The organism is Erwinia sp. MYb375 (assembly GCF_037479175.1).
Taxonomy (GTDB): domain Bacteria; phylum Pseudomonadota; class Gammaproteobacteria; order Enterobacterales; family Enterobacteriaceae; genus Erwinia; species Erwinia rhapontici.
Genome location: NZ_JBBGZS010000019.1, coordinates 22,774 through 45,930, shown reverse-complemented (window position 1 = coordinate 45,930; position 23,157 = coordinate 22,774). Strand labels below are relative to the sequence as shown.

The following is a 23,157-nucleotide window of genomic DNA, read 5'->3' as shown; positions in this document are numbered from 1 at the left end:
TAAGTAACTGTGTCGGAACCATCTTGCTGCGGGGATCTCTAAGTATTATCGGGCATTGATGGGACCGGCTGATGATGGATTATCGCCGTATTTATATTTGTTGATTTCGCAGCTGATCGCTGCCAGATAGCCTAATTTTTGGAGAAAGTATGCGTAAGTTGAAAGTGGTACTGTGTTCTGCGCTGTTCTCGGCTGCGGCGTTATCCAGCGTCCCTGCCGCCTGGGCGGAAGGTGAGCAGAGTGCAGAAGCGGCCCCTGAAGTACAGGCACCTGCTGTTCAAACCCCGGAAAGTCAGAACTCGTTGTCGCAGGATCCACCGGCTACCGCCCCACAAACGAATCCGAACGACCCTTACGATCTGCAATATTTCTTTGCTGATTTTACACGTTTTGCTATTGGTGATGTGGTGCCTGAAGTCTATCGCACTAAACAATATGAAATCGTTCAGTGGAAGGTGCGCCACCTGCCAGCACCGGAAGCCGATAGCCACTGGACCTATATGGGCGGCAACTACGTGTTGATCACCAACGCTGAAGGAAAAATCCTGCAGGCGAAACAGGGTGAGATTTATTACAAGCGCTAATCGTTACCCCTGACTCCCGCCAGCCCTGGCGGGACGAGATCATCCGTTCGTCCCCTGACGTGAGTGGTACTGAAGGTGCCACTCCTGTCTCACCCCTCGCTGACGTAAATTGACATATCTTTAAGCATTGCTTCTTTCCTTTCTTATTCAATAACCTGTGTGATGATTACTCCCGTTTTTAACGTGTTTTTTGTCATGCACTTCGTGTGAGATGTAAATATTAATTGATAATCATTATGATCTGTAAAATAATTATCATTAACATTACGATTAATAACTTATTGATCTTACTTGCACTCTTATGAGTCAGCGCTGAAGCAGACCTGCTTCAGGTGTCGCCCGATTTTGTTTAGCAGATCCGCGCTTCACCTGACCCAGGTCATTTGTCTGGCGGATGCAGGCGATCAGGAGAAAGGCGCAGTGAGTCACCCACAGTCCATTACCGCAAACGTCATGCCCCCTTTTACGGCGCGGCATGCCTGGCGTATGCCGGGGTTTGTCGCGGTGTCGCTACTGCTGCATCTGGCGCTGATTGCCGGTTTTTTGCGTAACGATAATGTGCCTGCGTTATTAATGGCTGGTGCTGAAGGTGGTGTGGTGGCAATGACGATGGTTAGCGTGGCCAGCCACAGATTGCCCGTGGCCCCGACCGCTGAACCGCTGACGGAGCCTGTGCCGCAGGAAAAAACAGAGACGGAATTGCCTTCCCGGGCGATAAAAATGCCTGCGTTAGCCCAGCCTGACGCAGTGATTAAACTGCCTGCGACTAATGAGAAAAAACGTGAGCGTGCGCCACGGAAAGTGGAAAAGCCGCAGCAGAACGCCGTTCGTGAAGTACCAACTGCGCGGCGGGTAGAGCGCCAACCACAGAGCCCGCCGCAGACGGTTAAACCGGTTCAGGCACCGATCGCGACAGCGACAGATACGTCCGGCGAGAAGACGGCGCAGACGAATACGGCCGCAGGGGCCGCCAGCAGTGTCAGCGCGGCGAGAACCGGCAGCAGCGACAGCGGCCGTGCGCAGGTGGGGGCGGGAAGCAGCGCAACTCAGAATGTTAAAGCCTTACATCGCCGGGTGAATTACCCGCAGCGTGCTAAAGCGATGGGCGTGGAAGGGCGCGTCAGAGTGAAATTCAATATTACCGCCAGCGGTACGATTACCGATGTGCGCATATTGTCTGAAACACCGACCGGCGTATTTGCCGCCGCGATCACCAAAGATATGTCCCGCTGGCGTTATCAGACCCAGGCGGAAGTGAACGATCAAACGGTCACCATCGTTTTCAAATTAAACGGCCAGGTTGAGCTGGAAAACTAAATAACCATTTTCATTATGTAGCGTATACCCAAAATAATTCGAGCCCTTATAAGGAGGCTTGAGGTATGACGGGTTTATTTATCTCTGGGGAAAGACGTGAATAAAAAACTTGGCCTGATAATGGCCGTTTCGTTATTGCCTGCCGCCACCTGGGCGCAGCAGGGCGATAGCCTGACGCAACAACAAACCAGCAGCAAAAAAGAGACACAGCAGGAACAGGACGCAACAGAGACAGAAGATACGATTCTGGTGCGCTCCACGCCAACCAGCCAGTCGATGGGCACGCAAATTCTGACGGCAGAGCAGATTAAGCAGTTTCCCACCGCCAACGGCAGTATTACCGAATTGTTGAAGCACAATCCCAATGTGCGCTTCTCTAATACCACGGACAGCAGTAATACCCCTGGCGAACTGGCCCCGGAGAATGTTTCATTCCACGGTGAGAAGTTTTATAACAACAACTTTATGATTGATGGGTTATCGAATAATAACACCATCAATCCCGGTGCGAACGGCGGTGAGTTGAGCAACTCGCCCGACGGTTACAGTCCCACCGACCTGCCTGCAGGTGGTACGCAGTCGTTCTGGATTAACTCTGAGCTGGTGGAGCAGCTGGAAGTGTTCGACAGCAACGTGTCGGCCAAGTACGGCGACTTTACCGGCGGCGTGGTGGATGCACGCTTAAAAGATCCCAATTTAGAAAAAGCCTCCGGAAAAATTTCGTACCGCACCACGCGCGACAGCTGGACGCGATACCATATTGACGCCAGCGATGCTGAAGCCTTTGAACTGGCCACCGAATTGACGCAGCAGCCGAAGTTTAAAAAAGAGTTTTACTCGTTTAGCGCTAATCAGCCGCTAAGCGATAAGGCCGGGTTTATCTTTGCCTATAACCGTCAGAAGTCGACGATCCCTAATTATCATACCTGGCTCGAAGAGTGGCACGATCAGGAACGCCTGGCCGAAACTTATTTACTGAAAGGGAGCTATCTGGCCGATAACGGCGATATGTTCCGCCTGACTGGTATGTATTCTCCGCATGAGTCGAAGTATTATCGCAAGGATGTGAAGAACGGCGGTTATACCAATACCGGTGGTGGTTACCGTGCCAATATGGAATGGGAGCATAATGCTGACTGGGGGAAAATGACCAGCCTGGCGGGCTATCAGTTTGAGCAGAATAAAATCGATCATGGCGCTGATACCTATCAGTCCTGGCGCCGTTATAACAGAGCAACCAATTTTGTATCTGATACGATTAACTGGAGTAGCGGTACACCGGGAGCGAATTTCCAGAGTGCCTATATAGGTGGTTATGGTTCCTTTGCGACTGAGAAACGTACCACGACGCTGAAACAGGACTACGAACTTAATCCGCTTAATCTGGCAGGATTACAGCATCAAATTGATCTTGGCTGGCAGGTCGATGTTTACAGTGCCCGCTACCAGCGCTTTCGTGATGTATCGTTGTCGCGTGGCACCGTTACTGTTTCTGCGAATACCGTTTGCCAGTCCGGGGATGATTTCTGCATCGACGGTGAACAATATTATAAAAATGTAACGCTCTATCCTGCCCGCGAAGTGGAAGGCAATTACACCAACTATGCGGTCTATCTGCAGGACAGTATGAACTTCGGCAACCTGGAAGTGACGCCGGGTGTGCGTGCACAGTATGACGACTTCCTGAAAAACCTGACGCTGGCCCCGCGCTTTGCTGCCTCCTATGACGTGTTCGGTGACCGTACCACCCGCGTATTCGGTGGGGCCAACCGCTACTACGGGCAGAACCTGCTGGCCTACAAGCTGCGCTCCGGTATCAGCTCCTACTCTATTCGTACCCGCTCTAATGCCGGTGCCGCCTGGACTGACGGCGATGTTCGCACCGCGTCGATTGATTACGATATTTCCAATCTGAAAACCCCGTACAGCGATGAGCTGTCGCTTGGGGTCTCTCAGCGCGTGGCGGATACGCTGTTGACGGTGAAATGGACCGGACGCAGCGGGCAGGACCAGTTTGGCCGTAAAACGATCACCAATAGTGAAGGCGATCGTTACTACGTGCTGGATAACAATGCTAAAACCCGCGGCAGCACTTTCTCCCTCAGCGCGGAACCGATCAGCCCGACCCACTTTGCCTGGGCCGACCTGAGCTGGTCACTCGGCGCCAGCTATGTGAAAAATAAATCCAGTGCCCAGGCTTACTACGATTCAGGCAGTGGCGAGGATGATGAAAAGAAAGTGATCTTTGATGGCCGCCTGATGGAAAGAAGCGAAATGGATGCGCTGGACTTCAACACGCCGTGGAACGCCTTCGTTAACCTCAACACCTATTTCCCGGCGCTACGCCTGAACTGGAATCAGAATTTTGGCTATACCGCTGGCTATAACGGTTACACCACCGTGACAGTCAGTTGCCCGGATGCGAACAGCGCCTGCGGTAGCTACGAGGGGAGTGCCACTGAATACCAGAAAACCAAATACAAAAATTACTTCACTTACGACTGGCGCTTTAACTACACCCAGCCGCTGTACAAAGATCAGAGCGTGGATCTGACGCTGGACGTGATCAACGTGCTGGATAACGTGATTGAAACCTCACAAACCACGGCTTCAGGCAACAGCAAAACGGTGACCTACAAAACCGGGCGGCAGTTCTGGCTGGGCGTGGCGTACAACTGGTAACTCCTCACCAGGGCAGGTCATCCGGTCTGCCCTGTTTGTCAGCACACCGTGAGTGCGTGCTTGCGTACTCCGGCACAGGAAAAATGCAATGAAGCAATGGCGTCAATTCAGCGGGCTGGTGGCACTCCTCAGCCTGCTCTTTTCTTTCAGCAGCGTGCGGGCGGCAGAGCCACTCAGCCCGCTGCCGCAGATCACTCAGGGCGTTCTGGATAACGGCCTGCGTTATACGCTGGTGCCGCTCAGTGGCCAGAAACAGCGGGTGGATGTGCGTCTGAGCGTCGACGTGGGGTCGATTGATGAGCAGGACGATGAGTCCGGCGTGGCGCATATGCTGGAGCATATGGTGTTCCGTGCCAGCGCGGCTTACCCGCAGGGCGTGGCAACACAGTTGCACCAGCAAGGCTGGGTGCGGGCGCAACACTATAATGCGATGACCAACTACGAACGTACGCTGTATATGATGAGCCCACCGGGCGGTGCAAAGGATCTGAACAGCGCCTTTCAGGCGTTGAGTCAGATGGTGGGCCATGCGCGCCTGACGCAGCGCGATCTGAACGACGAACGTCGCATCATTCTGGAGGAGTGGCGCGGCAAGTTGGGTGTGGCAACACGGATGAACCAGCAGCGTGTGCAGGCTATTCGTCACGGTTCGCGCTACCCGGAACGTCCAACTATTGGCACTGAAGCCTCGATTCGGACCACGCCTGCCAGTACCCTTCAGCAGTTCTACCAGCGCTGGTATCACCCTGGCAATATGCGCCTGCTGATTATCGGTGATTTTGCACCGGCCGAAGTAGCTGCAGAAATACACCGGACTTTCGCCGCGCTGCCTGCGGGCACTGTCCCGGCACGCGATTATTATGAGCCGCCGCTGAAACCGCAGTTAAAAGTGGTACGTCTGCAGGACAGCGAGAGCGGCAGCAGCCAGGTGTCTTTGGTACTGCGTTTTAATCCCGGACAAACCACGCTGCGTGAGCGGCTGACCAGCCAGATTGCGCTGTCAGCCTGGAGCCGTCAGATGCGCCGTCAGAAGTCTGATCTGCCGGTGGAGGTCAGCAGTCTGGTGGTGCGCAAATCCGATATCGGTAAAACGACCCAGGCGCTGGGCCTGTTTGCCGATGTGATGCCCGATGGTCATGCCGCCGCGCTGACGGTGCTACTGCGTGAGCAGGAGCGTATGCGGCGCTATGGCTTGAGTGATGTGGATATTGCGGCCGTGAAGCAGGATATCCGCGATGTCGCTCAGCGCATGGCGCGCAAAGAAGAGCAGCGCGAGTTTGCCGACTGGGTGCAGCAGATTGCGACCGTCTGGGCACAGGACAAGCCTTATACCGGCAGCCAGCAGCGCGGCCGTCAGGCACTGGCGCTGTTAGACAGCATTGATAATCAGCAGGTGAATGCACTGTTTCAGCGCTGGTTAAGTATTCCAGATCGTCTGGTGCAGTTCAGCGTCCCCGGGCTGACGCCTTTCAGTCTGCCGACGGTTCAGGCTGTTTTACGCCAGGAGCAGCAGTTGAAAAAGGCGCCGCTGGCAGCGCCAGAACGCAGCGTGGATCAGACCGTAATGGTGTTGAACGCTGTTAAGGCGCGGGGGGCACGTACGGCGGTGAAAACCTGGCCCGCGCAGCAGGTGGAGCAGTGGACGCTGAGCAACGGCGATCGCCTGGTCTGGCTGCGTACGCCGCTGGCAGGAGATAAGGTCTGGTTATCCGGCAGCAGTGTGGCCGGTTTCCGTTCACAGGGGCTGAACCCGTGGCAGGCGCAGCTGGCGACGCAGCTGGTGGGTCAAAGTGGCCCACAGGGCTGGCAGAGCGAGCAGCTACAGGCGTGGAAACAACAGCGATCGCTGTCACTTTCCGTTTCTCAGCAGGCTGAAGCATTGCAGTATTCCGGCCAGAGTTCGCGGAGTGAGCTGGAAAATCTGCTGGCGCTGAGCCATGCGCTGCAGGTTGAACCGGGTATTGATACCCGCATCATGAAAGACAATATACTGCGTCTGGCCCGTCAGCAAACAACGCAGAGACAAACGGTACAGGATAGCCGTGCACGGCAGATCCGTCTGTTGCGCTATGGTCAGCCAGGATGGCAGGCACCGGATGCACAAGCGTTAAAGCAACTGGAGTCCACCTCATTATTGCAGCAGTGGCACATCACGGCATCGGCCCCGGTCACCTGGTATTTACTGGCTGATATGCCTGCTGAACAGCTATTGCCACTGGCAGAGCGTTATCTGGCTTCCATTCCACGCACACCGATGAATGCTACTGCACCTGAGTTGCCGCGTACAGGGCGTTTTGATGCCCAGGTGGCGGTGAATATCGAACCCCGCGCCGAGGTCAAAGCCTGGAGCTTTACGCCCGTCAGCTGGTCGCCACAGGCCGCCGTGCAGGTGAGTATTGCGCGTAATCTGGCGAATCAGGCACTCAAAAACAGCCTGCGTGACGATGCGCTGGGGATTTATCGCCTGCAAATGAACAGCGAGCTGTCGGACCTGCATCAGCGCATCGAAACGGAAGTGACATTTACCAGTTCCCCGCAGCGGGCGCAGGAGTTGTGGCAGCGTGCTGAACGGGTGTTTGTGCAGCCTCCAGAACAGATCACTCAGCAACAGGTGGATGAACAAAAACACCTCTTCATTCGTGCTGAAAATGCCCGTAAGCAGGATATCACCACGCTACAACGTCGCCTGGAACTCAGCTATCGCCACTTCGACGATCCGCGTTATCTGAGCGACGTGGCACAGCTTGCCGACAGCATTACCCTGGCGGGCGTGCGTGAGGCTGCAGGTCGCCTGTTTAATGCCGATAACCGGGTGCTCCATATTTCTCTGCCGCAGCAGGGTAAACCGTGAAGATCGTTGCCGAACAATTCTGGGCGCTGTGTCGCCCTTTCTGGGGCAACCGCCGCAGCTGGCAGGGCTGGCTGCTGATTGCCGTGATCGTGGCGATGGGGGGCACCATCGTCTGGCTTAATGTGCTGTTTAATAGCTGGACGAAAAGCTTTTATGACGCGCTGGGGGCGTATAACAGCGGCCTGCTCTGGTCGTTGATCAAAGATTACTTTGTCTATATCGCGATTTATATCGGGGTGTTTGTCTATCAGGATTGGTTTACTGAGCTACTGATTATTCGCTGGCGTACTGCGCTGACGTCAGAGCTGGTGGACCGCTGGCTGGCAAAGCGGGCGTTCTATCGTATGTCGCTCACCGGAAATACCGACAATCCCGATCAGCGTATTGCGCAGGATGTGGATCTGTTTGTCGATAAAACCGTCAGCCTGACGGTCAATTTCCTCATTGTGGTGGCGCAGCTGTTCTCGTTTGTCATCATTCTCTGGCAGCTCTCCGGCGTGCAGCATTTCACGCTGTTGGGTCGCGAGTGGGTGATAAAAGGCTATCTGGTGTGGGTGGTGCTGATTTATACGCTGGTGGGCAGCCTGGTGACGCATCTGATCGGGAAAAAATTGCACGGTCTGAACTACCATAAACAGAAGGCGGAAGCCGATTTCCGCGCCTCGCTGCTGCGTAAGCATGACCATGCTGAACAGATTGCACAGTATGCTGGTGAACAGCAGGAAAAACGCCACCTGACGCGTAATTTTATAGCCATTGTGCAGAACTGGCGCTCACTGATGAATGCAAAGCGTAACCTCGGTTTATTTACCACGGGTTATATGCGCATCAGCCTGATTGTCCCGGTGTTTGCTGCTTTGCCTGTGTTTCTCAGTAAAGCGGTGACGCTGGGCGGGTTGATGCAAATCCGCAGTGCCTTTGGTCAGGTACATAGTGGCCTGAGCTGGTTTATTCGTATGTACCATGAGCTGGCGCTGTTGTCGGCCAGTATGCAACGCCTTTCCCAGTTCCGGATGGAAATCCAGGCGCATCAGACGCAGCAGGCACCGCCACCGACGGGGCCAGCACTGAACGTCCGCGGTCTCTCTTTTACTACGCCGCAGGGGCAGCTGCTGATGCGTAACGTGGTATTGCAGTGTGCACCCGGTAGCTGGAACAAGCTCTCTGGTCGCAGCGGATTGGGCAAGTCCACGCTGTTGCGTACCCTGAACGGCTTGTGGCCTTATTACGATGGAGAGTGGCAGGCACAGGAAGGGCGCAGTTTGCTGCTGCCGCAACAGAGCTATCTCGGGCAGGGGACGCTGGCAGAGATTCTCTGCTATCCGCAGCCACCGTTGCTGGATAGCGCATTCCTGGGGGATGTGCTGGACAAGGTCGGATTGTCGGCCTGGCGTGACAAGCTGGCGGCGCAGCAGAACTGGGATCGGGTATTTTCCGGCGGTGAACGCCAGCGGTTGGCGTTTGCTCGTGCGCTGATTGCCCGGCCGGATACTCTGTATCTGGACGAGGCGACCAGCAGTCTCGATCAGGGGGCTGCCCGTCAACTGCTGATGCTTGTCCGTGCTGAACTGCCGGGGACAACGGTGGTGGCGATCACCCATCAGAACGAGCTGGATGACCTGTTTTCGCAGCACCAGGATCTCAGCGTCTTCTGCCAGGCGTGATCCTCTTTTCTCCTCTGCCTGCCCGGGCAGGGGAGATTTTCACACCCATCCCTTATCAGGTTTGGTAAATCCGCTTAACTCCTCCTCATCAATGCTTTACCATCTGTTTCTGACACTATTAAACGGCAATATGGATATCTAATGCGTTATCTGGTTTCGCTTCTCCCTGTCCTCGCATTACTCACCGCCTGTAGCAGCCAGCCGAAGACGGCCCCGGCTGAACCCCATGGCAATCCGTTTAAAGGCAACGGTGGATTCCTGCTGGAACCCTCCCACAGCGGGGCCGTATTGGGTGGCGATTTTGCCAATAACCAGGCTGCCAATGCATTTATCGACAAAATGGTGCGTAAGCACGGTTTTGAACGCGAGCAGCTGCACAACGTGCTGGCCCAGGCGAAGAATCTCGACTGGATTGTCCGCCTGATGGATCGTCAGGCACCGACCCCCACGGCGCAGGGACCTACCGGGCCCAACGGCGCGTGGATGCGTTATCGCAGCAAATTTATTACCCCGGATAACGTGCAGAACGGCGTGGCATTCTGGAATCAGTATCAGGACGCGTTGCAGCGTGCAGAGCAGACCTATGGTGTGCCACCGGAAATCATTGTTGGCATTATCGGCGTGGAAACCCGTTGGGGCCGCGTGATGGGGAAAACACGTATTCTTGATGCTCTGGCAACGTTGTCCTTTAACTACCCGCGCCGAGCTGAATACTTCAGCGGTGAGCTGGAAACCTTCCTGCTGATGGCACGTGAAGAGGATGATGACCCGCTTGATCTGCGTGGCTCGTTTGCTGGTGCAATGGGCTACGGGCAGTTTATGCCTTCTGCATTTAAGCAGTACGCGGTGGACTTCAACGGCGACGGGCATATTAACCTGTGGGACCCGGTTGATGCGATTGGCAGCGTGGCGCACTACTTCCAGGCGCACGGCTGGCTGACTAACGGTACCGTTGCCGTCGAGGCCAATGGTCAGGCGCCCGGTCTGGAAAGCGGGTTTAAAACCCGTTATACCGTGGCTAAGCTGGCAGAAGCCGGGCTGTCACCGGTTATCCCTCTGGATAATAACCAGCAGGTCAGCCTGTTGAAATTTGATATGGGGACGCGTTACCAGTACTGGTACGGCTTGCCGAACTTCTATGCCATTACCCGTTATAACCACAGCAACCATTATGCGATGGCGGTGTGGCAACTGGGGCTTGCGGTGAAACAGGCGCGCTAAACACGGCTTAGTATTTTGACGCAATTTTGTTATTTATCGCAGTGGTAGCCAGGTCTACAGTAGACCTGACTGCCACTTCATCCCTGAGCGAGGAATAATGAAAGACTGGAACCCCGATCTTTATCGTCAGTTCGAAGCTGAACGCACGCGCCCGGCGCAGGAACTCCTCAACCGTATTCCCCTCTTATCCCCCGCGTATGTCACCGACCTCGGCTGCGGCCCTGGTAACAGCACTGAATTATTGCATCAGAACTGGCCTGAGGCTCAGGTGGCGGGCCTTGACAGCTCACAGGCGATGCTCGATCAGGCGCAACGCCGTCTGCCGGACTGTAAGTTTACGCTAGCGGATATTCGCCACTGGCAGGCAACGCCGCCGCAGGATGTGATTTATGCCAATGCGTCACTTCAGTGGCTGACCGATCATCCGGTGTTGCTGCCTCATCTGGTGACTCAGCTTGCCCCTGGCGGGGTACTGGCCATACAGATGCCGGATAATCTTGACGAGCCAAGCCATCGTCTGATGCGTCATGTGGCAGAACGTCCGGCCTGGCAGGCGAAAACGGACCCGCAGGCTGCGGCGCGTAAACGCCTGCTGTCGACCGATGACTATTATGATCTGCTGACCACAGCCGGTTGCCGTGTTGATCTCTGGCGCACCACTTACTATCACGTGATGCCGTCGCCACAGGCGATTATCGACTGGCTGCGTGCAACCGGATTACGTCCGTATCTCGCCGCGCTGGACGACGCGGAGCAGGCGTTATGGCTGGCAGACTACCATGCTGAGATCGCCCGCGCGTATCCACCCCGGCAGGACGGCAATCTGCTGCTGGCCTTTCCGCGTTTGTTTCTGGTGGCGCAGAAAGTCTGATAGAAAGCCTGGAAGCCGCGCCGTAAAAAACGGGTTTCGACGCCGCGTGAACCCGGGAAAAGTGCTACTCTCTGGCTCTTCATTATCAGGGAGCAGAGAGCACGATGACCGATAACGAATTAATCCAATTGAGTACCCGTGTTGGCGAGCGTTTGCTGGCACGTCATGCCAGTGTGACCACGGCTGAGTCCTGCACCGGGGGCTGGATTGCCAAAGTGCTGACGGATGTTGCGGGCAGCTCAGCCTGGTTCCAGCGCGGCTTTGTGACCTACAGTAATGACGCCAAGCAACAGATGATCGGTGTGACGGAAGCCTCGCTGACGCAGTTCGGCGCGGTCAGTGAGCAGGTTGTGCAGGAAATGGCGCAGGGCGCGTTGCGTGAAGCCGGGGCGCAGTACGCTATCTCGGTCAGCGGGGTCGCCGGGCCGGATGGCGGCAGTGACGAAAAACCCGTGGGGACCGTCTGGTTTGGCTTCGCTTCTGCCAGCGGTGAAGTGCTGACGCTGGTGCAGCGCTTTAGCGGTGACCGTGAGGCCGTTCGTCGCCAGGCAACAGCCTGGGCGCTCCAGACCTTGCACGATCATTTTCTCAAAAATTAAACTTGATACTGTATGACCATACAGTATAATCAGCGCATATTTTAGAGACGAAGCAGCATCTACGTGTGCTTTACCCGCATGATTAGGAGTAAAAATGGCTATCGACGAAAACAAGCAGAAAGCACTGGCAGCAGCGCTGGGCCAGATTGAAAAGCAATTTGGTAAAGGCTCCATCATGCGCCTGGGTGAAGACCGCACTATGGATGTGGAAACCATCTCAACCGGTTCTTTATCACTGGATATCGCGCTGGGGGCCGGCGGCCTGCCGATGGGCCGTATCGTCGAAATTTATGGTCCAGAGTCTTCCGGTAAAACGACGCTGACCCTGCAGGTGATTGCTTCGGCACAGCGCAAAGGTAAAACCTGTGCGTTTATCGATGCCGAGCACGCACTGGACCCGGTTTACGCCAAAAAATTGGGCGTAGATATCGACAACCTGCTGTGTTCACAGCCGGATACTGGTGAGCAGGCGTTGGAAATCTGTGATGCGCTGGCACGTTCTGGCGCGGTTGACGTCATCATTGTCGATTCCGTGGCGGCACTGACGCCGAAAGCGGAAATTGAAGGGGAAATCGGCGACTCTCACATGGGCCTTGCGGCACGTATGATGAGCCAGGCGATGCGTAAGCTGGCCGGTAACCTGAAAAACTCGGGTACGCTGCTGATCTTCATCAACCAGATCCGTATGAAAATTGGTGTCATGTTCGGTAACCCGGAAACCACCACCGGCGGCAACGCTCTTAAATTCTACGCTTCTGTCCGTCTGGATATTCGCCGCATCGGCGCGATCAAAGAGGGCGATGAAGTGGTGGGCAGTGAAACCCGCGTTAAAGTGGTGAAAAACAAAATCGCTGCGCCATTCAAGCAGGCTGAATTCCAGATCTTGTACGGCGAAGGTATCAACGTCTTTGGTGAGCTGGTTGACCTGGGCGTGAAGCACAAGCTGATCGAAAAAGCGGGTGCCTGGTACAGCTACAACGGTGATAAAATTGGTCAGGGTAAGGCTAACTCGGGTAACTTCCTGAAAGAAAACCCGGCTATTGCTAACGAAATCGAAGCGAAGCTGCGTGAAATGCTGCTGAACAATCCGGATGCCAAGCCTGATTTTGTTCCTGCACCGCATGAAGCAGAAAACGAAGTCAACGAAGACCTCTGATTATCGGTAGGGGCGATGAGATTCGACCCGCTGTACCAGAAGGGAACCGCAAAAGTGGTTCCCTTTTTTCATTGTGTAACGACTGGCTCCACCCGAAACGTATAAACCCGCGACTTATCCTCCTCTTTCTGCGCATTTTCCTCGCAAGCACTGCCATCAGACGTTACCCTTGATCACCTGTTACATTGACTCAACGCTGTGTGGGGCATTATGTCAGAGACCACTGAACGAACCCGGCACGCGAAACTGCTGGAGCGGGCAATGCGTATTCTCGCAATGCGCGATCACAGTGAAGCAGAGTTTCGCCGCAAGCTGGTTATTTCAAGCGAGCGCGCTGCCCAATTCGCTAAACAACAGGGCGAGAAACAGCAGGGCGCTAAACAAGAAACATCCCCAGAGCCGCTGGCCCCGGAAGAGATCGACCGTGTTGTCGAATGGTGCTACCAGCACAACTGGCTGGATGATCCCCGCTTCGCTGAGCGTTATGTGGCAGGGCGAAGCCGTAAAGGTTACGGGCCGCAACGCATTCGTATGGAGTTGGGGCAGAAGGGTATCGATAAAACGCTGATCGATGAGACGCTGTTTGCCGCAGAAATTGACTGGCAAGCACAGGCTTTTATGCTGGCTGAACGTAAGTTTGGTCTGCCCCTGCCATCTGAATGGAAGGAAAAAGCGAAAGTGCAGCGTTATCTGATGGCTAAAGGCTTCTTTATGGAAGATATCCGGTCAATTTTCGAGAATTTTGATCATTGACCGTCGATGGGATTTTACTTCCCCCTGAAGAAAATTTATCTTATTCACCACTTTTTGTTCGTGTGTCGTCGCTGGCGAAAGCAATACCGGCGTAGCAAGACCCACGAAACGTTCGTTAGCGTGATTCCAGGACAAATATGAGCAAGAGCACTGCGGAGATTCGTCAAGCGTTTCTCGACTTTTTCCAGAGCAAGGGACATCAGGTTGTAGCCAGTAGCTCCCTCGTCCCGAACAATGACCCGACGCTGTTATTCACTAACGCCGGGATGAACCAGTTTAAAGACGTTTTCCTTGGTCAGGATAAGCGCAACTACTCCCGGGCGACGACCTCGCAGCGCTGCGTGCGTGCCGGTGGTAAACACAACGACCTTGAAAACGTAGGTTACACCGCCCGTCACCACACTTTCTTCGAAATGTTGGGTAACTTCAGCTTTGGTGATTACTTCAAAAAAGAAGCGATTGCCTTTGCATGGGAGTTGCTGACCAGCCCCGAGTGGTTCGGTCTGCCTAAAGAGAAACTGTGGGTGACCGTATACGAAACCGATGACGAAGCTTACGGCATCTGGGAAAACGAGATCGGTGTACCGCGTGAGCGTATTATCCGTATCGGTGACAACAAAGGTGGCGCCTACGCCTCTGATAACTTCTGGCAAATGGGCGATACCGGTCCATGCGGCCCGTGCTCTGAGATCTTCTTCGACCACGGCGATCACATCTGGGGTGGCCCTCCGGGTAGCCCGGAAGAAGATGGCGATCGTTACATTGAGATCTGGAACATCGTCTTTATGCAGTTCAACCGTCAGTCTGACGGCACGATGCTGCCACTGCCGAAACCTTCAGTGGATACCGGCATGGGCCTGGAACGTATCAGCGCGGTCCTGCAACATGTGAACTCAAACTATGAAATCGACCTGTTTGCACAGTTGATCCAATCAGTTGCACAAGAGACCGGAGCCACCGATCTGGGGAATAAATCCCTGCGCGTGATCGCTGACCACATTCGTTCCTGTGCGTTCCTGATCGCTGATGGCGTCATCCCGTCCAGTGAAAACCGGGGTTATGTGCTGCGTCGTATCATTCGTCGCGCAGTGCGTCATGGCAATATGCTGGGTGCAGAAGGGACATTCTTCTACAAGCTGGTGGCTCCGCTGATCGCCGTGATGGGTGCGGCTGGCGAAGAGTTGAAAAATCATCAGTCGCTGGTTGAAAAAATCCTTAAAACGGAAGAAGAGCAGTTTGCGAAAACGCTGGAACGCGGTCTCGCTTTACTGGATGAAGAACTGGAAAACCTGGAGGGCGATACGCTGGACGGTGAAACGGTCTTCCGTCTGTACGACACCTTCGGTTTCCCGGCTGACCTCACTGCCGATGTGTGCCGTGAGCGTAACCTGAAAATTGATGAAGCTGGCTTTGAACAGGCGATGGAGCAGCAGCGTCAACGTGCGCGCAGTGGCAGTGGTTTCGGGACGGACTACAACAATGTTATCCGTATCGAGCAGGCGTCAGCTTTTAAAGGCTACGAGCAGTTAGCGCTGAATGCGGCGGTGACTGCCATTTTCGTTGACGGACAGGCAGCGGATGAAATCAGTGCCGGTCAGGAAGGGGTGATCGTTCTTGACGAAACACCATTCTATGGTGAATCCGGTGGTCAGGTAGGCGATACCGGTGAGCTGAAAAGCGAAAAGGGTGCCACGTTCACGGTTAACGATACACAGAAATACGCACAAGCGATCGGTCATATCGGTAAACTGGCTTCCGGCCAACTGCGTGTAGGCGATCGCCTTGCGGCTCAGGTCAATGAAGCTCGTCGTGCACGCATTCGCCTTAACCACTCGGCAACGCACCTGCTGCATGCTGCGTTGCGCCAGGTTCTGGGCGACCATGTCGCGCAGAAAGGCTCTCTGGTTAACGATAAGTACCTGCGTTTTGACTTCTCGCATTTCGAAGCGATGAAGCCGGTTGAAATTCGTCAGGTCGAAGAGATCGTCAACGCCCAGATCCGTCGTAACCTGCCGATTGATACCAACATCATGGAACTGGAAGCGGCGAAAGCACACGGTGCGATGGCGTTGTTTGGTGAGAAGTATGATGATCATGTGCGCGTGGTTGGCATGGGCGACTTCTCTACCGAGCTGTGTGGTGGTGTTCACGCCAGCCGTACCGGTGATATCGGTCTGTTCCGTATTACGTCAGAGTCGGGCACTGCCGCAGGCGTACGCCGTATTGAAGCGGTGACCGGTGAAGGCGCGCTGGCGCAGGTTTACAGCCAGAATGAGCAGTTGCTTGATATTGCTCATCTGGTGAAAGCCAATAACAGTAATCTGAACGAAAAAGTTCGTGCGCTGATTGACCATGCGCGCGGGCTGGAAAAAGAGTTGCAGCAGTTGAAAGATCAACAAGCTGCGCAAGAAAGCGCGTCACTGAGCAGTAAAGCTATTGCGTTGAAGGGCACCAGGCTGCTGGTCAGCGAACTGAGCAACGTCGAGCCTAAGATGCTGCGTACGATGGTCGATGACCTGAAAAACCAGCTTGGCTCTGCGGTTATCGTGCTGGCAACCGTCGCTGATGGCAAAGTATCCCTGATTGCCGGGGTGACTAAAGACCTGACCGATCGCGTAAAAGCGGGCGAACTGGTGGGCGAATTGGCCCAGCGGGTCGGCGGTAAGGGTGGCGGTCGACCGGATATGGCTCAGGCCGGCGGTACAGATGCGCAGGCGCTGCCTGCGGCTCTGGCTGACGTTGAGGCATGGGTGGCTGCAAAACTGTAACACTATAAAAATGTATCGTGGAGAAGCGCTCAGGCCCTCTGGGATGGGCGTTTGTTCAAGCGATACGCCCCTGTAATCATAAAGTCAGGTTGATGATCTGGTTTTCGGCTAAACTAAGTATCAGCAGAATGTATTGGCAGACAGGTGCGCAATTGGTGTATTTGTCATAATCTACATTTAGCGTTGTACGATGGATAATGCCGGGAAGCACGTAACCCGACTCTTTTAATCTTTCAAGGAGCAAAGAATGCTTATTCTAACTCGTCGAGTTGGTGAAACCCTCATGATCGGTGATGAGGTGACTGTAACTGTGCTGGGAGTCAAAGGTAACCAGGTACGTATTGGTGTGAACGCCCCTAAAGAAGTTTCGGTGCATCGTGAAGAGATCTATCAGCGCATCCAGGCCGAAAAGACTCAGCAAACAAGTTACTAACGGATCCAGCGCCTCGCTCCCAGTAGCGAGGCGCTACCGGTTTTGGGGGGGGGGGGGGGGGGGGGGGGGGCCCCCCCCCCCCCCCCCCCCCCCCCCCGCTACCGGTTTTCGCCCCCCTTTATCTATCTCCTGTTAGCTTTTTCCCCATTTACCCCCCATTTGCGTCATTCTTTTGCCAGAATTTTTCTGCTGTGCTCATTTTCGTCGTCGTTGTTTCACCTGAAATTCGCGGTATTCTTTGTTGATAAATCACTCTTTTTGTCGTCAAAGTGGTCGACTTGCGTGGCTTTTGTGCAATCAGACGCGAGTGATGAAAAAAGGGGGAGAAATTGTTTGACTTACAACGCCCAGAAAGTAATATGTGCGCCACGCAGTGCCGATGAGCAGATACAACGTTCTGAAGCACAACTCGAAAGAGTGCTAGTGGTGAGGTGGCCGAGAGGCTGAAGGCGCTCCCCTGCTAAGGGAGTATGCGGTCAAAAGCTGCATCCGGGGTTCGAATCCCCGCCTCACCGCCATTTTGCATCCATAGCTCAGCTGGATAGAGTACTCGGCTACGAACCGAGCGGTCGGAGGTTCGAATCCTCCTGGATGCACCATCTTCTTTAAAGCTGCTTAGTGCGGCTTTAATTTTGGGTAGTACCGACGCAGCGTTAGCAGCCCTGCGTCACGGTGAGTAGTCAGCACCCTGCGTTATACAAGAATTAAAATGCATCCATAGCTCAGCTGGATAGAGTACTCGGCTACGAACCGAGCGGTCGGAGGTTCGAATCCTCCTGGATGCACCATTTTTCAGTATCTCCTCAGGTTTGTCGCTTTACCTCCCCCAATAGCGTTACCCTTGCAGAGTAAACCACTGCATAGCTTTACCAATGCATCCATAGCTCAGCTGGATAGAGTACTCGGCTACGAACCGAGCGGTCGGAGGTTCGAATCCTCCTGGATGCACCATATTTTGTAGGATTAGAAGCACCTCTGTACTGGCATGTTGTAGAGCAGTGAACGCCAGCACAAAGGAGGATAACGTCGCTTGCGACGGCCCGTCAGGGTGAGGCGAAGCCGAATCATCCTCCTGGATGCACCCTATTTTGTAAGAATGGGAAGTACCCTATTCTTCACAACACAGTGTCATACGTTTTACCAATGCATCCATAGCTCAGCTGGATAGAGTACTCGGCTACGAACCGAGCGGTCGGAGGTTCGAATCCTCCTGGATGCACCATATTTTGCAGGATTAGAAGCACCTCTGTACTGGCATGTTGTAGAGCAGTGAACGCCAGCACAAAGGAGGATAACGTCGCTTGCGACGGCCCGTCAGGGTAAGGCGAAGCCGAATCATCCTCCTGGATGCACCATCTTTTACAAGATTAAAAGCCCCTTTGTACGGTTAACACCATTACCCCTTTCTGCACTTTTCTGAAAATCCTTCTTACGAATTACTCACTTAACTCAAATTAACCTGCGCTTTATCTCACGCATTTATCTGATAATCAAAATCCCTATATTTTTCAAAGCATTTGCTGATCCATGCCAACAGCGACAACGAGGGTGCTTTTACGCTAAAGTAATCGTTCCGTTATCAGAATGGATGCGAGAATGTACGATGCTTATGACGGCCTGATATTCGATATGGATGGCACCATCCTCGATACCGAGCCAACACACCGTAAAGCCTGGCATCAGGTGCTGGGGCAATATGGCATGACCTTCGATGAAACGGCCATCATTGGCCTGAACGGTTCGCCAACCTGGCACATTGCGCAGGTGATCATTGCCAGCCAGCAAAGCGATCTTGATCCTTACCGGTTGGCCGAAGAAAAGACGGCATTACTGAAAACGATGCTGTTCGACAGCGTACAGCCATTACCGCTCATTGATGTGGTGAAGGCCTATAAAGGGCGCCGCCCGATGGCGGTAGGCACTGGCAGTGAGCATGCAATGGCGGTGGGGCTGTTACAGCATCTGGGGCTACTGAATCACTTTGATGCCATTGTCGGAGCAGATGATGTTAAACGCCATAAGCCAGAACCTGATACATTTCTGCGTTGCGCTGAATTGATCGGCGTACCCGCTGCACGCTGTGTGGTGTTTGAAGACGCTGATTTTGGTATACAGGCGGCACGTGCGGCAGGTATGGATGCGGTGGATGTCCGTCTGCTGTGAGTGAATGGTTAGCTTACGGTTCGATGTTTGCCAGTAGCTTTTTGAGCGCCACGTTATTGCCGGGGAGTTCTGAAGCGTTACTGGTGGGGTTACTGCTGGCGGGGAAGGTTTCTGTCACGGCATTGATCCTGATTGCCGCACTGGGAAATACTCTGGGTGGTTTAACCAACATCGTTATTGGTCGCCTGCTTCCATTAAAAAGTCAGGGGCGATGGCACAACACAGCAACGGCGTGGCTGCACCGAATGGGGCCTGCTGCGCTGCTTTTTAGCTGGTTACCAGTGATTGGTGATCTGCTATGCGTTCTTGCTGGCTGGCTACGTTTCGCCTGGCTGCCGATGGTGATATGTCTCGCTATCGGTAAGACCCTGCGTTATCTGGTGCTGGCAGCCGCAACACTACAGGGCATGGAATGGTGGCATTGATTCGCTTTAAGGCGGCGCTACGGTTAACATTATGCTGAACAATAATAAATTTTTCTCTGAGCGGGAGGTCAATTTGATCCCGGACGTATCACAGGCGCTTTCCTGGCTGGAAGCTCATCCTGACGCACTTAAAGGTATTGGTCGCGGCATTGAGCGCGAAACGCTGCGCGTCAGGCCGGATGGCCATCTTGCCACTACCGGACACCCAGCTTCTCTTGGTTCAGCTTTAACACATAAGTGGATTACCACTGACTTTGCCGAAGCATTATTAGAATTTATCACGCCGGTCCATCAGGATATTGATCATCTGCTGGCATTCTTGCGGGATATCCATCGCCATGTCGCCCGTGAGTTAGGCGAAGAACGTATGTGGCCGATGAGCATGCCATGCATGATCGCTCCCGATCAGGATATCGAGCTGGCGCAGTATGGTCGTTCGAATATTGGCCAGATGAAAACACTGTATCGCCAGGGTCTCAAAAACCGTTACGGTGCGCTTATGCAGATTATCTCTGGCGTGCATTATAACTTCTCACTGCCGCTCTCCTTCTGGCAGGAGTGGGCTGGGGTGAAGGATGCTGAAAGCGGAAAAGAGGCTATCTCTGATGGCTATCTGCGCCTTATCCGTAACTATTATCGCTTTGGCTGGGTGATCCCTTATCTGTTCGGTGCTTCACCGGCGATCTGTTCCTCATTCCTGCAAGGCAAGGAGAGCGCACTGCCGTTTGATCGCAGTGATAAGGGAATGCTGTCACTGCCGTATGCGACCTCACTGCGTCTGAGCGATTTGGGCTATACCAATAAATCCCAGAGTAATCTTGGCATCACCTTCAACAATCTTCCGGACTACATAACTGGTCTGAAAGCGGCGATTAAAACACCGTCGGAAGAGTTTGCTGCGATGGGGGTGAAAGATGAAAACGGTGACTGGTTACAGCTGAATACCAACGTATTGCAGATTGAAAACGAGCTGTACGCGCCGATCCGACCAAAGCGTGTGACACGTTCTGGCGAGGCACCTTCGGATGCACTGCAGCGTGGGGGGATTGAATATATCGAAGTCCGCTCACTGGACATTAATCCCTTCTCACCGATTGGTGTGGATGCGAACCAGGTGCGGTTCCTCGACTTGTTCCTGGTCTGGTGTACGCTGGCCGATGCGCCTGAGATGAACAGTGCTGAGCTTGCCTGCACACGTAAAAACTGGAATCGAGTGATCCTTGAAGGGCGCAAACCCGGTCAGACGATCAGCATGGGATGCGAAGAGTCGCAGCATTTGCTGGTTGATGTGGGCAAGGCATTGTTCAGCGATCTCCGTCGCGTGGCGGAAACGCTCGACAGTCAGAGTGACGAACATCATTACCAGGAAGTTTGTGACCGACTGGTGGCATCATTCGACGATCCTGACCTGACCTATTCCGCGCAATTCCTGGACATATTAAAAGAGAACGGTATCGCGGGTGCCGGGCTGGCCCTGGCCGAGCAGTATCGTGCTCAGCTAAGCGAAGAGTCACTGGAAGTGCTGAGCGAACAGCAGTTTAGCGATGAAGCGCAACGCTCGCAGGATAGTCAGCAGGACATTGAAGAAAGTGATACGCTTGACCTTGAAACCTTTTTGAAAGGTAAGAGCTAAGCGATACAAAAGAAAAAGGCCACATAACTGTGGCCAAAATTCGCATCTCTGTTGTTGTCAGGGATGAGATGGATGATAACAAATGCGCGTCTTTCATATATTCAGACGCGCAGCGTTCGAGAAAGTTTCATCAGTTCAAAAATAAATTCATTTGTTGAGGTAACAAGTATGCCATTGCTGGATAGCTTTACCGTCGATCACACCATCATGGCCGCTCCTGCTGTACGCGTAGCTAAAACCATGAACACGCCTGCTGGCGACACCATCACGGTTTTCGATCTGCGTTTCTGCCGACCGAATATCGAGATTTTGACCGAACGCGGTATCCACACGCTGGAGCACCTTTTTGCCGGCTTCATGCGCGATCACCTGAACGGTGACGGTGTGGAAATCATTGATATTTCGCCAATGGGTTGCCGTACGGGCTTCTACATGAGCCTGATTGGCACGCCGGACGAGCAGCGTGTAGCAAAAGCATGGAAAGCCGCGATGGCTGATGTGCTGAAAGTGAAAAACCAGAGTGATATCCCTGAACTGAATATTTATCAGTGCGGGACCTGTGAAATGCACTCACTGGATGAAGCGCAGGACATCGCGCGTAACATCCTCGACAACGACATTCGCGTTAACCGTAACGATGAACTGGCGCTGCCGAAAGAAAAACTGAAAGAACTGCATATCTAAATCGTAGGGGCGAAGCATGCTTCGCCTGGGTCAGGCATGCCTGACCCCTACGACGATCCCACCGACTCCTTTAGCGACGTTTGCGGTGTAATCCGTACCTGTTTAATCATATTGTCCTGCACGTCCAGAATGTCGACGGCATAATGGCCAATTTGTACCGTGGTATTGGCGAGCGGAATATCCTGCAATGCCTCAAGGATCATGCCGTTAACGGTGCGGGCTTCGACTTCCGGCAGTGTCCAGTTAAAGGCTTTATTGAGCTCGCGTATGTTTGCACTGCCCTCAATCAATACCGAACCATCATTCTGTGGTACTACTTCTTCGGCCAGCGTCGGGGACATGGACGTGGTGAAGTCGCCGACAATCTCTTCCAGAATATCTTCGATGGTCACCAGACCCTTGATATCGCCGTACTCATCGACGACCAGCCCGACCTTCTTCTTATTCCGCTGGAACTTTACCAGCTGTACGTTGAGCGGCGTTCCTTCCGGCACATAGTAAATTTCATCCGCGGCGCGCAGCATCACCTCTTTGGTGAACTCTTTCTTCTCGGTCATCAGACGATAAGCTTCGCGCACACGCAGCATGCTCATGGCATTGTCGAGGGTGTCGCGATACAGGACGATACGGCCGTGGGGTGAGTGAGTCAGCTGGCGTACGATCGATTTCCAGTCGTCGTTAATATTGATACCGACAATTTCGTTACGCGGCACCATGATGTCATCGACATTCACTTTTTCAAGATCGAGGACGGACAGCAGCATATCCTGATTGCGGCGTGACATCAGTGAACGCGACTCGTAAACGATGGTACGCAGTTCGTCTTTGCTCAGAGCCGCGCTGATTGCGCCATCGCTCTTCATTCCCACCAGACGCATCAGCATGCGGGTAATGGTGTTCAGCAGCCATACCAGCGGCATCATAATAATCTGCAATGGGCCGAGTAGCACGCTGCTGGGGAAAGCGACTTTCTCCGGGTAGAGCGCTGCGATGGTTTTTGGCAATATTTCAGCAAAGACCAACACAAGAAAGGTCAGAATACCGGTAGCAATCGCCACACCGGCATCGCCATACAAACGCATGCCGACAATGGTTCCCAGCGCAGAGGCCAGAATATTGACCAGGTTATTGCCGATCAGCACCAGGCTGATCAGTCGGTCAGGACGACGCAGTAACTTTTCGACACGACGTGCGGCACGGTCACCATTTTTAGCCTGATGACGCAGTTTGTAGCGGTTGAGCGTCATCATGCCGGTTTCGGAACCGGAAAAGTACGCCGACACCAAAATCATAATAACCAGCGTAATGATCAGGGACGTGGTTGAAACGTGTTCCAAGGGAAATCCTTGTGGT

Annotated in this window: 17 protein-coding genes and 5 tRNA genes; 21 read left to right on the top strand and 1 reads right to left on the bottom strand. The window is 53.8% G+C overall.

Features of this window, described 5'->3' with window-relative positions; translation table 11 throughout:
• The first annotated feature begins 149 nt into the window (after positions 1 to 149).
• The 21 genes from WH279_RS11020 (at position 150) to luxS (ending at position 21,804) form a co-directional block, all read left to right on the top strand.
• On the top strand, positions 150 to 584 hold the full coding sequence (locus WH279_RS11020; protein ID WP_200643233.1) for an RcnB family protein: 435 nt from the start codon (positions 150 to 152) through the stop codon (positions 582 to 584).
• 345 nt (positions 585 to 929) lie between these two features.
• Positions 930 to 1,901: a TonB family protein gene (locus WH279_RS11015; protein WP_339456549.1), complete on the top strand. Its 972-nt coding sequence runs from the start codon at positions 930 to 932 to the stop codon at positions 1,899 to 1,901.
• A 96-nt stretch (positions 1,902 to 1,997) separates the two neighbouring features.
• Positions 1,998 to 4,583, top strand: a complete 2,586-nt coding sequence (locus tag WH279_RS11010; protein WP_339456547.1) for a TonB-dependent receptor plug domain-containing protein — start codon at positions 1,998 to 2,000, stop codon at positions 4,581 to 4,583.
• Between the two features lie 88 nt (positions 4,584 to 4,671).
• The gene (locus tag WH279_RS11005) at positions 4,672 to 7,434 is read left to right on the top strand and encodes a M16 family metallopeptidase (RefSeq protein ID WP_339456545.1); all 2,763 of its coding nucleotides are present in this window, start codon (positions 4,672 to 4,674) and stop codon (positions 7,432 to 7,434) included.
• Positions 7,431 to 9,098 carry an ABC transporter ATP-binding protein/permease gene (locus tag WH279_RS11000; RefSeq protein WP_339456543.1) on the top strand — a complete coding sequence of 556 codons (1,668 nt, stop codon included), beginning with the start codon at positions 7,431 to 7,433 and terminating at the stop codon, positions 9,096 to 9,098. Before WH279_RS11005 ends, WH279_RS11000 begins: the two co-directional genes overlap by 4 nt.
• 141 nt (positions 9,099 to 9,239) lie before the next feature.
• Entirely contained in the window at positions 9,240 to 10,319 is a 1,080-nt protein-coding gene (mltB, locus tag WH279_RS10995; protein WP_133845999.1) for a lytic murein transglycosylase B, read from the top strand.
• A gap of 97 nt (positions 10,320 to 10,416) precedes the next feature.
• Entirely contained in the window at positions 10,417 to 11,190 is a 774-nt protein-coding gene (tam, locus tag WH279_RS10990; protein ID WP_339456541.1) for a trans-aconitate 2-methyltransferase, read from the top strand.
• Between the two features lie 104 nt (positions 11,191 to 11,294).
• Positions 11,295 to 11,789 (top strand): nicotinamide-nucleotide amidase, encoded by a 495-nt coding sequence (gene pncC, locus WH279_RS10985; protein ID WP_339456539.1) that lies wholly within the window; start codon positions 11,295 to 11,297, stop codon positions 11,787 to 11,789.
• Positions 11,790 to 11,883: 94 nt separating this feature from the next.
• Complete coding sequence (recA, locus tag WH279_RS10980; protein WP_133845996.1) at positions 11,884 to 12,945, top strand: recombinase RecA; 1,062 nt, start codon at positions 11,884 to 11,886, stop codon at positions 12,943 to 12,945.
• 210 nt (positions 12,946 to 13,155) lie between these two features.
• Positions 13,156 to 13,698 carry a regulatory protein RecX gene (locus WH279_RS10975; RefSeq protein WP_200643239.1) on the top strand — a complete coding sequence of 181 codons (543 nt, stop codon included), beginning with the start codon at positions 13,156 to 13,158 and terminating at the stop codon, positions 13,696 to 13,698.
• A 137-nt stretch (positions 13,699 to 13,835) separates the two neighbouring features.
• On the top strand, positions 13,836 to 16,466 hold the full coding sequence (gene alaS, locus WH279_RS10970; protein WP_339456536.1) for an alanine--tRNA ligase: 2,631 nt from the start codon (positions 13,836 to 13,838) through the stop codon (positions 16,464 to 16,466).
• Positions 16,467 to 16,713: 247 nt separating this feature from the next.
• Positions 16,714 to 16,899, top strand: coding sequence for a carbon storage regulator CsrA (csrA, locus tag WH279_RS10965; protein WP_004155916.1), 186 nt, complete (start codon positions 16,714 to 16,716; stop codon positions 16,897 to 16,899).
• Positions 16,900 to 17,324: 425 nt separating this feature from the next.
• Positions 17,325 to 17,417 (top strand) — tRNA-Ser (locus WH279_RS10960).
• Positions 17,418 to 17,421: 4 nt separating this feature from the next.
• Positions 17,422 to 17,498, top strand: a tRNA-Arg gene (locus WH279_RS10955).
• A 112-nt stretch (positions 17,499 to 17,610) separates the two neighbouring features.
• A tRNA-Arg gene (locus WH279_RS10950) sits at positions 17,611 to 17,687 on the top strand.
• Positions 17,688 to 17,773: 86 nt separating this feature from the next.
• Positions 17,774 to 17,850 (top strand) — tRNA-Arg (locus WH279_RS10945).
• 194 nt (positions 17,851 to 18,044) lie between these two features.
• Positions 18,045 to 18,121 (top strand) — tRNA-Arg (locus tag WH279_RS10940).
• Between the two features lie 374 nt (positions 18,122 to 18,495).
• Complete coding sequence (gene yqaB / locus WH279_RS10935) at positions 18,496 to 19,062, top strand: fructose-1-phosphate/6-phosphogluconate phosphatase (RefSeq protein ID WP_133845993.1); 567 nt, start codon at positions 18,496 to 18,498, stop codon at positions 19,060 to 19,062.
• Positions 19,059 to 19,487 carry a YqaA family protein gene (locus tag WH279_RS10930; protein ID WP_339456533.1) on the top strand — a complete coding sequence of 143 codons (429 nt, stop codon included), beginning with the start codon at positions 19,059 to 19,061 and terminating at the stop codon, positions 19,485 to 19,487. The genes yqaB and WH279_RS10930 overlap by 4 nt, the downstream gene beginning before the upstream one ends.
• A 31-nt stretch (positions 19,488 to 19,518) precedes the next feature.
• A complete protein-coding gene (gshA, locus tag WH279_RS10925) occupies positions 19,519 to 21,120 on the top strand; it encodes a glutamate--cysteine ligase (RefSeq protein ID WP_339456531.1) in 1,602 nt (533 codons plus the stop codon).
• A 168-nt stretch (positions 21,121 to 21,288) separates the two neighbouring features.
• Positions 21,289 to 21,804 (top strand): S-ribosylhomocysteine lyase, encoded by a 516-nt coding sequence (luxS, locus tag WH279_RS10920; RefSeq protein ID WP_133845991.1) that lies wholly within the window; start codon positions 21,289 to 21,291, stop codon positions 21,802 to 21,804.
• A 47-nt stretch (positions 21,805 to 21,851) separates the two neighbouring features.
• Here the strand turns inward: luxS and WH279_RS10915 are convergent, their stop codons facing one another.
• Positions 21,852 to 23,141 carry an HlyC/CorC family transporter gene (locus WH279_RS10915; RefSeq protein WP_200643243.1) on the bottom strand — a complete coding sequence of 430 codons (1,290 nt, stop codon included), beginning with the start codon at positions 23,139 to 23,141 and terminating at the stop codon, positions 21,852 to 21,854.
• Positions 23,142 to 23,157 lie beyond the last annotated feature (16 nt).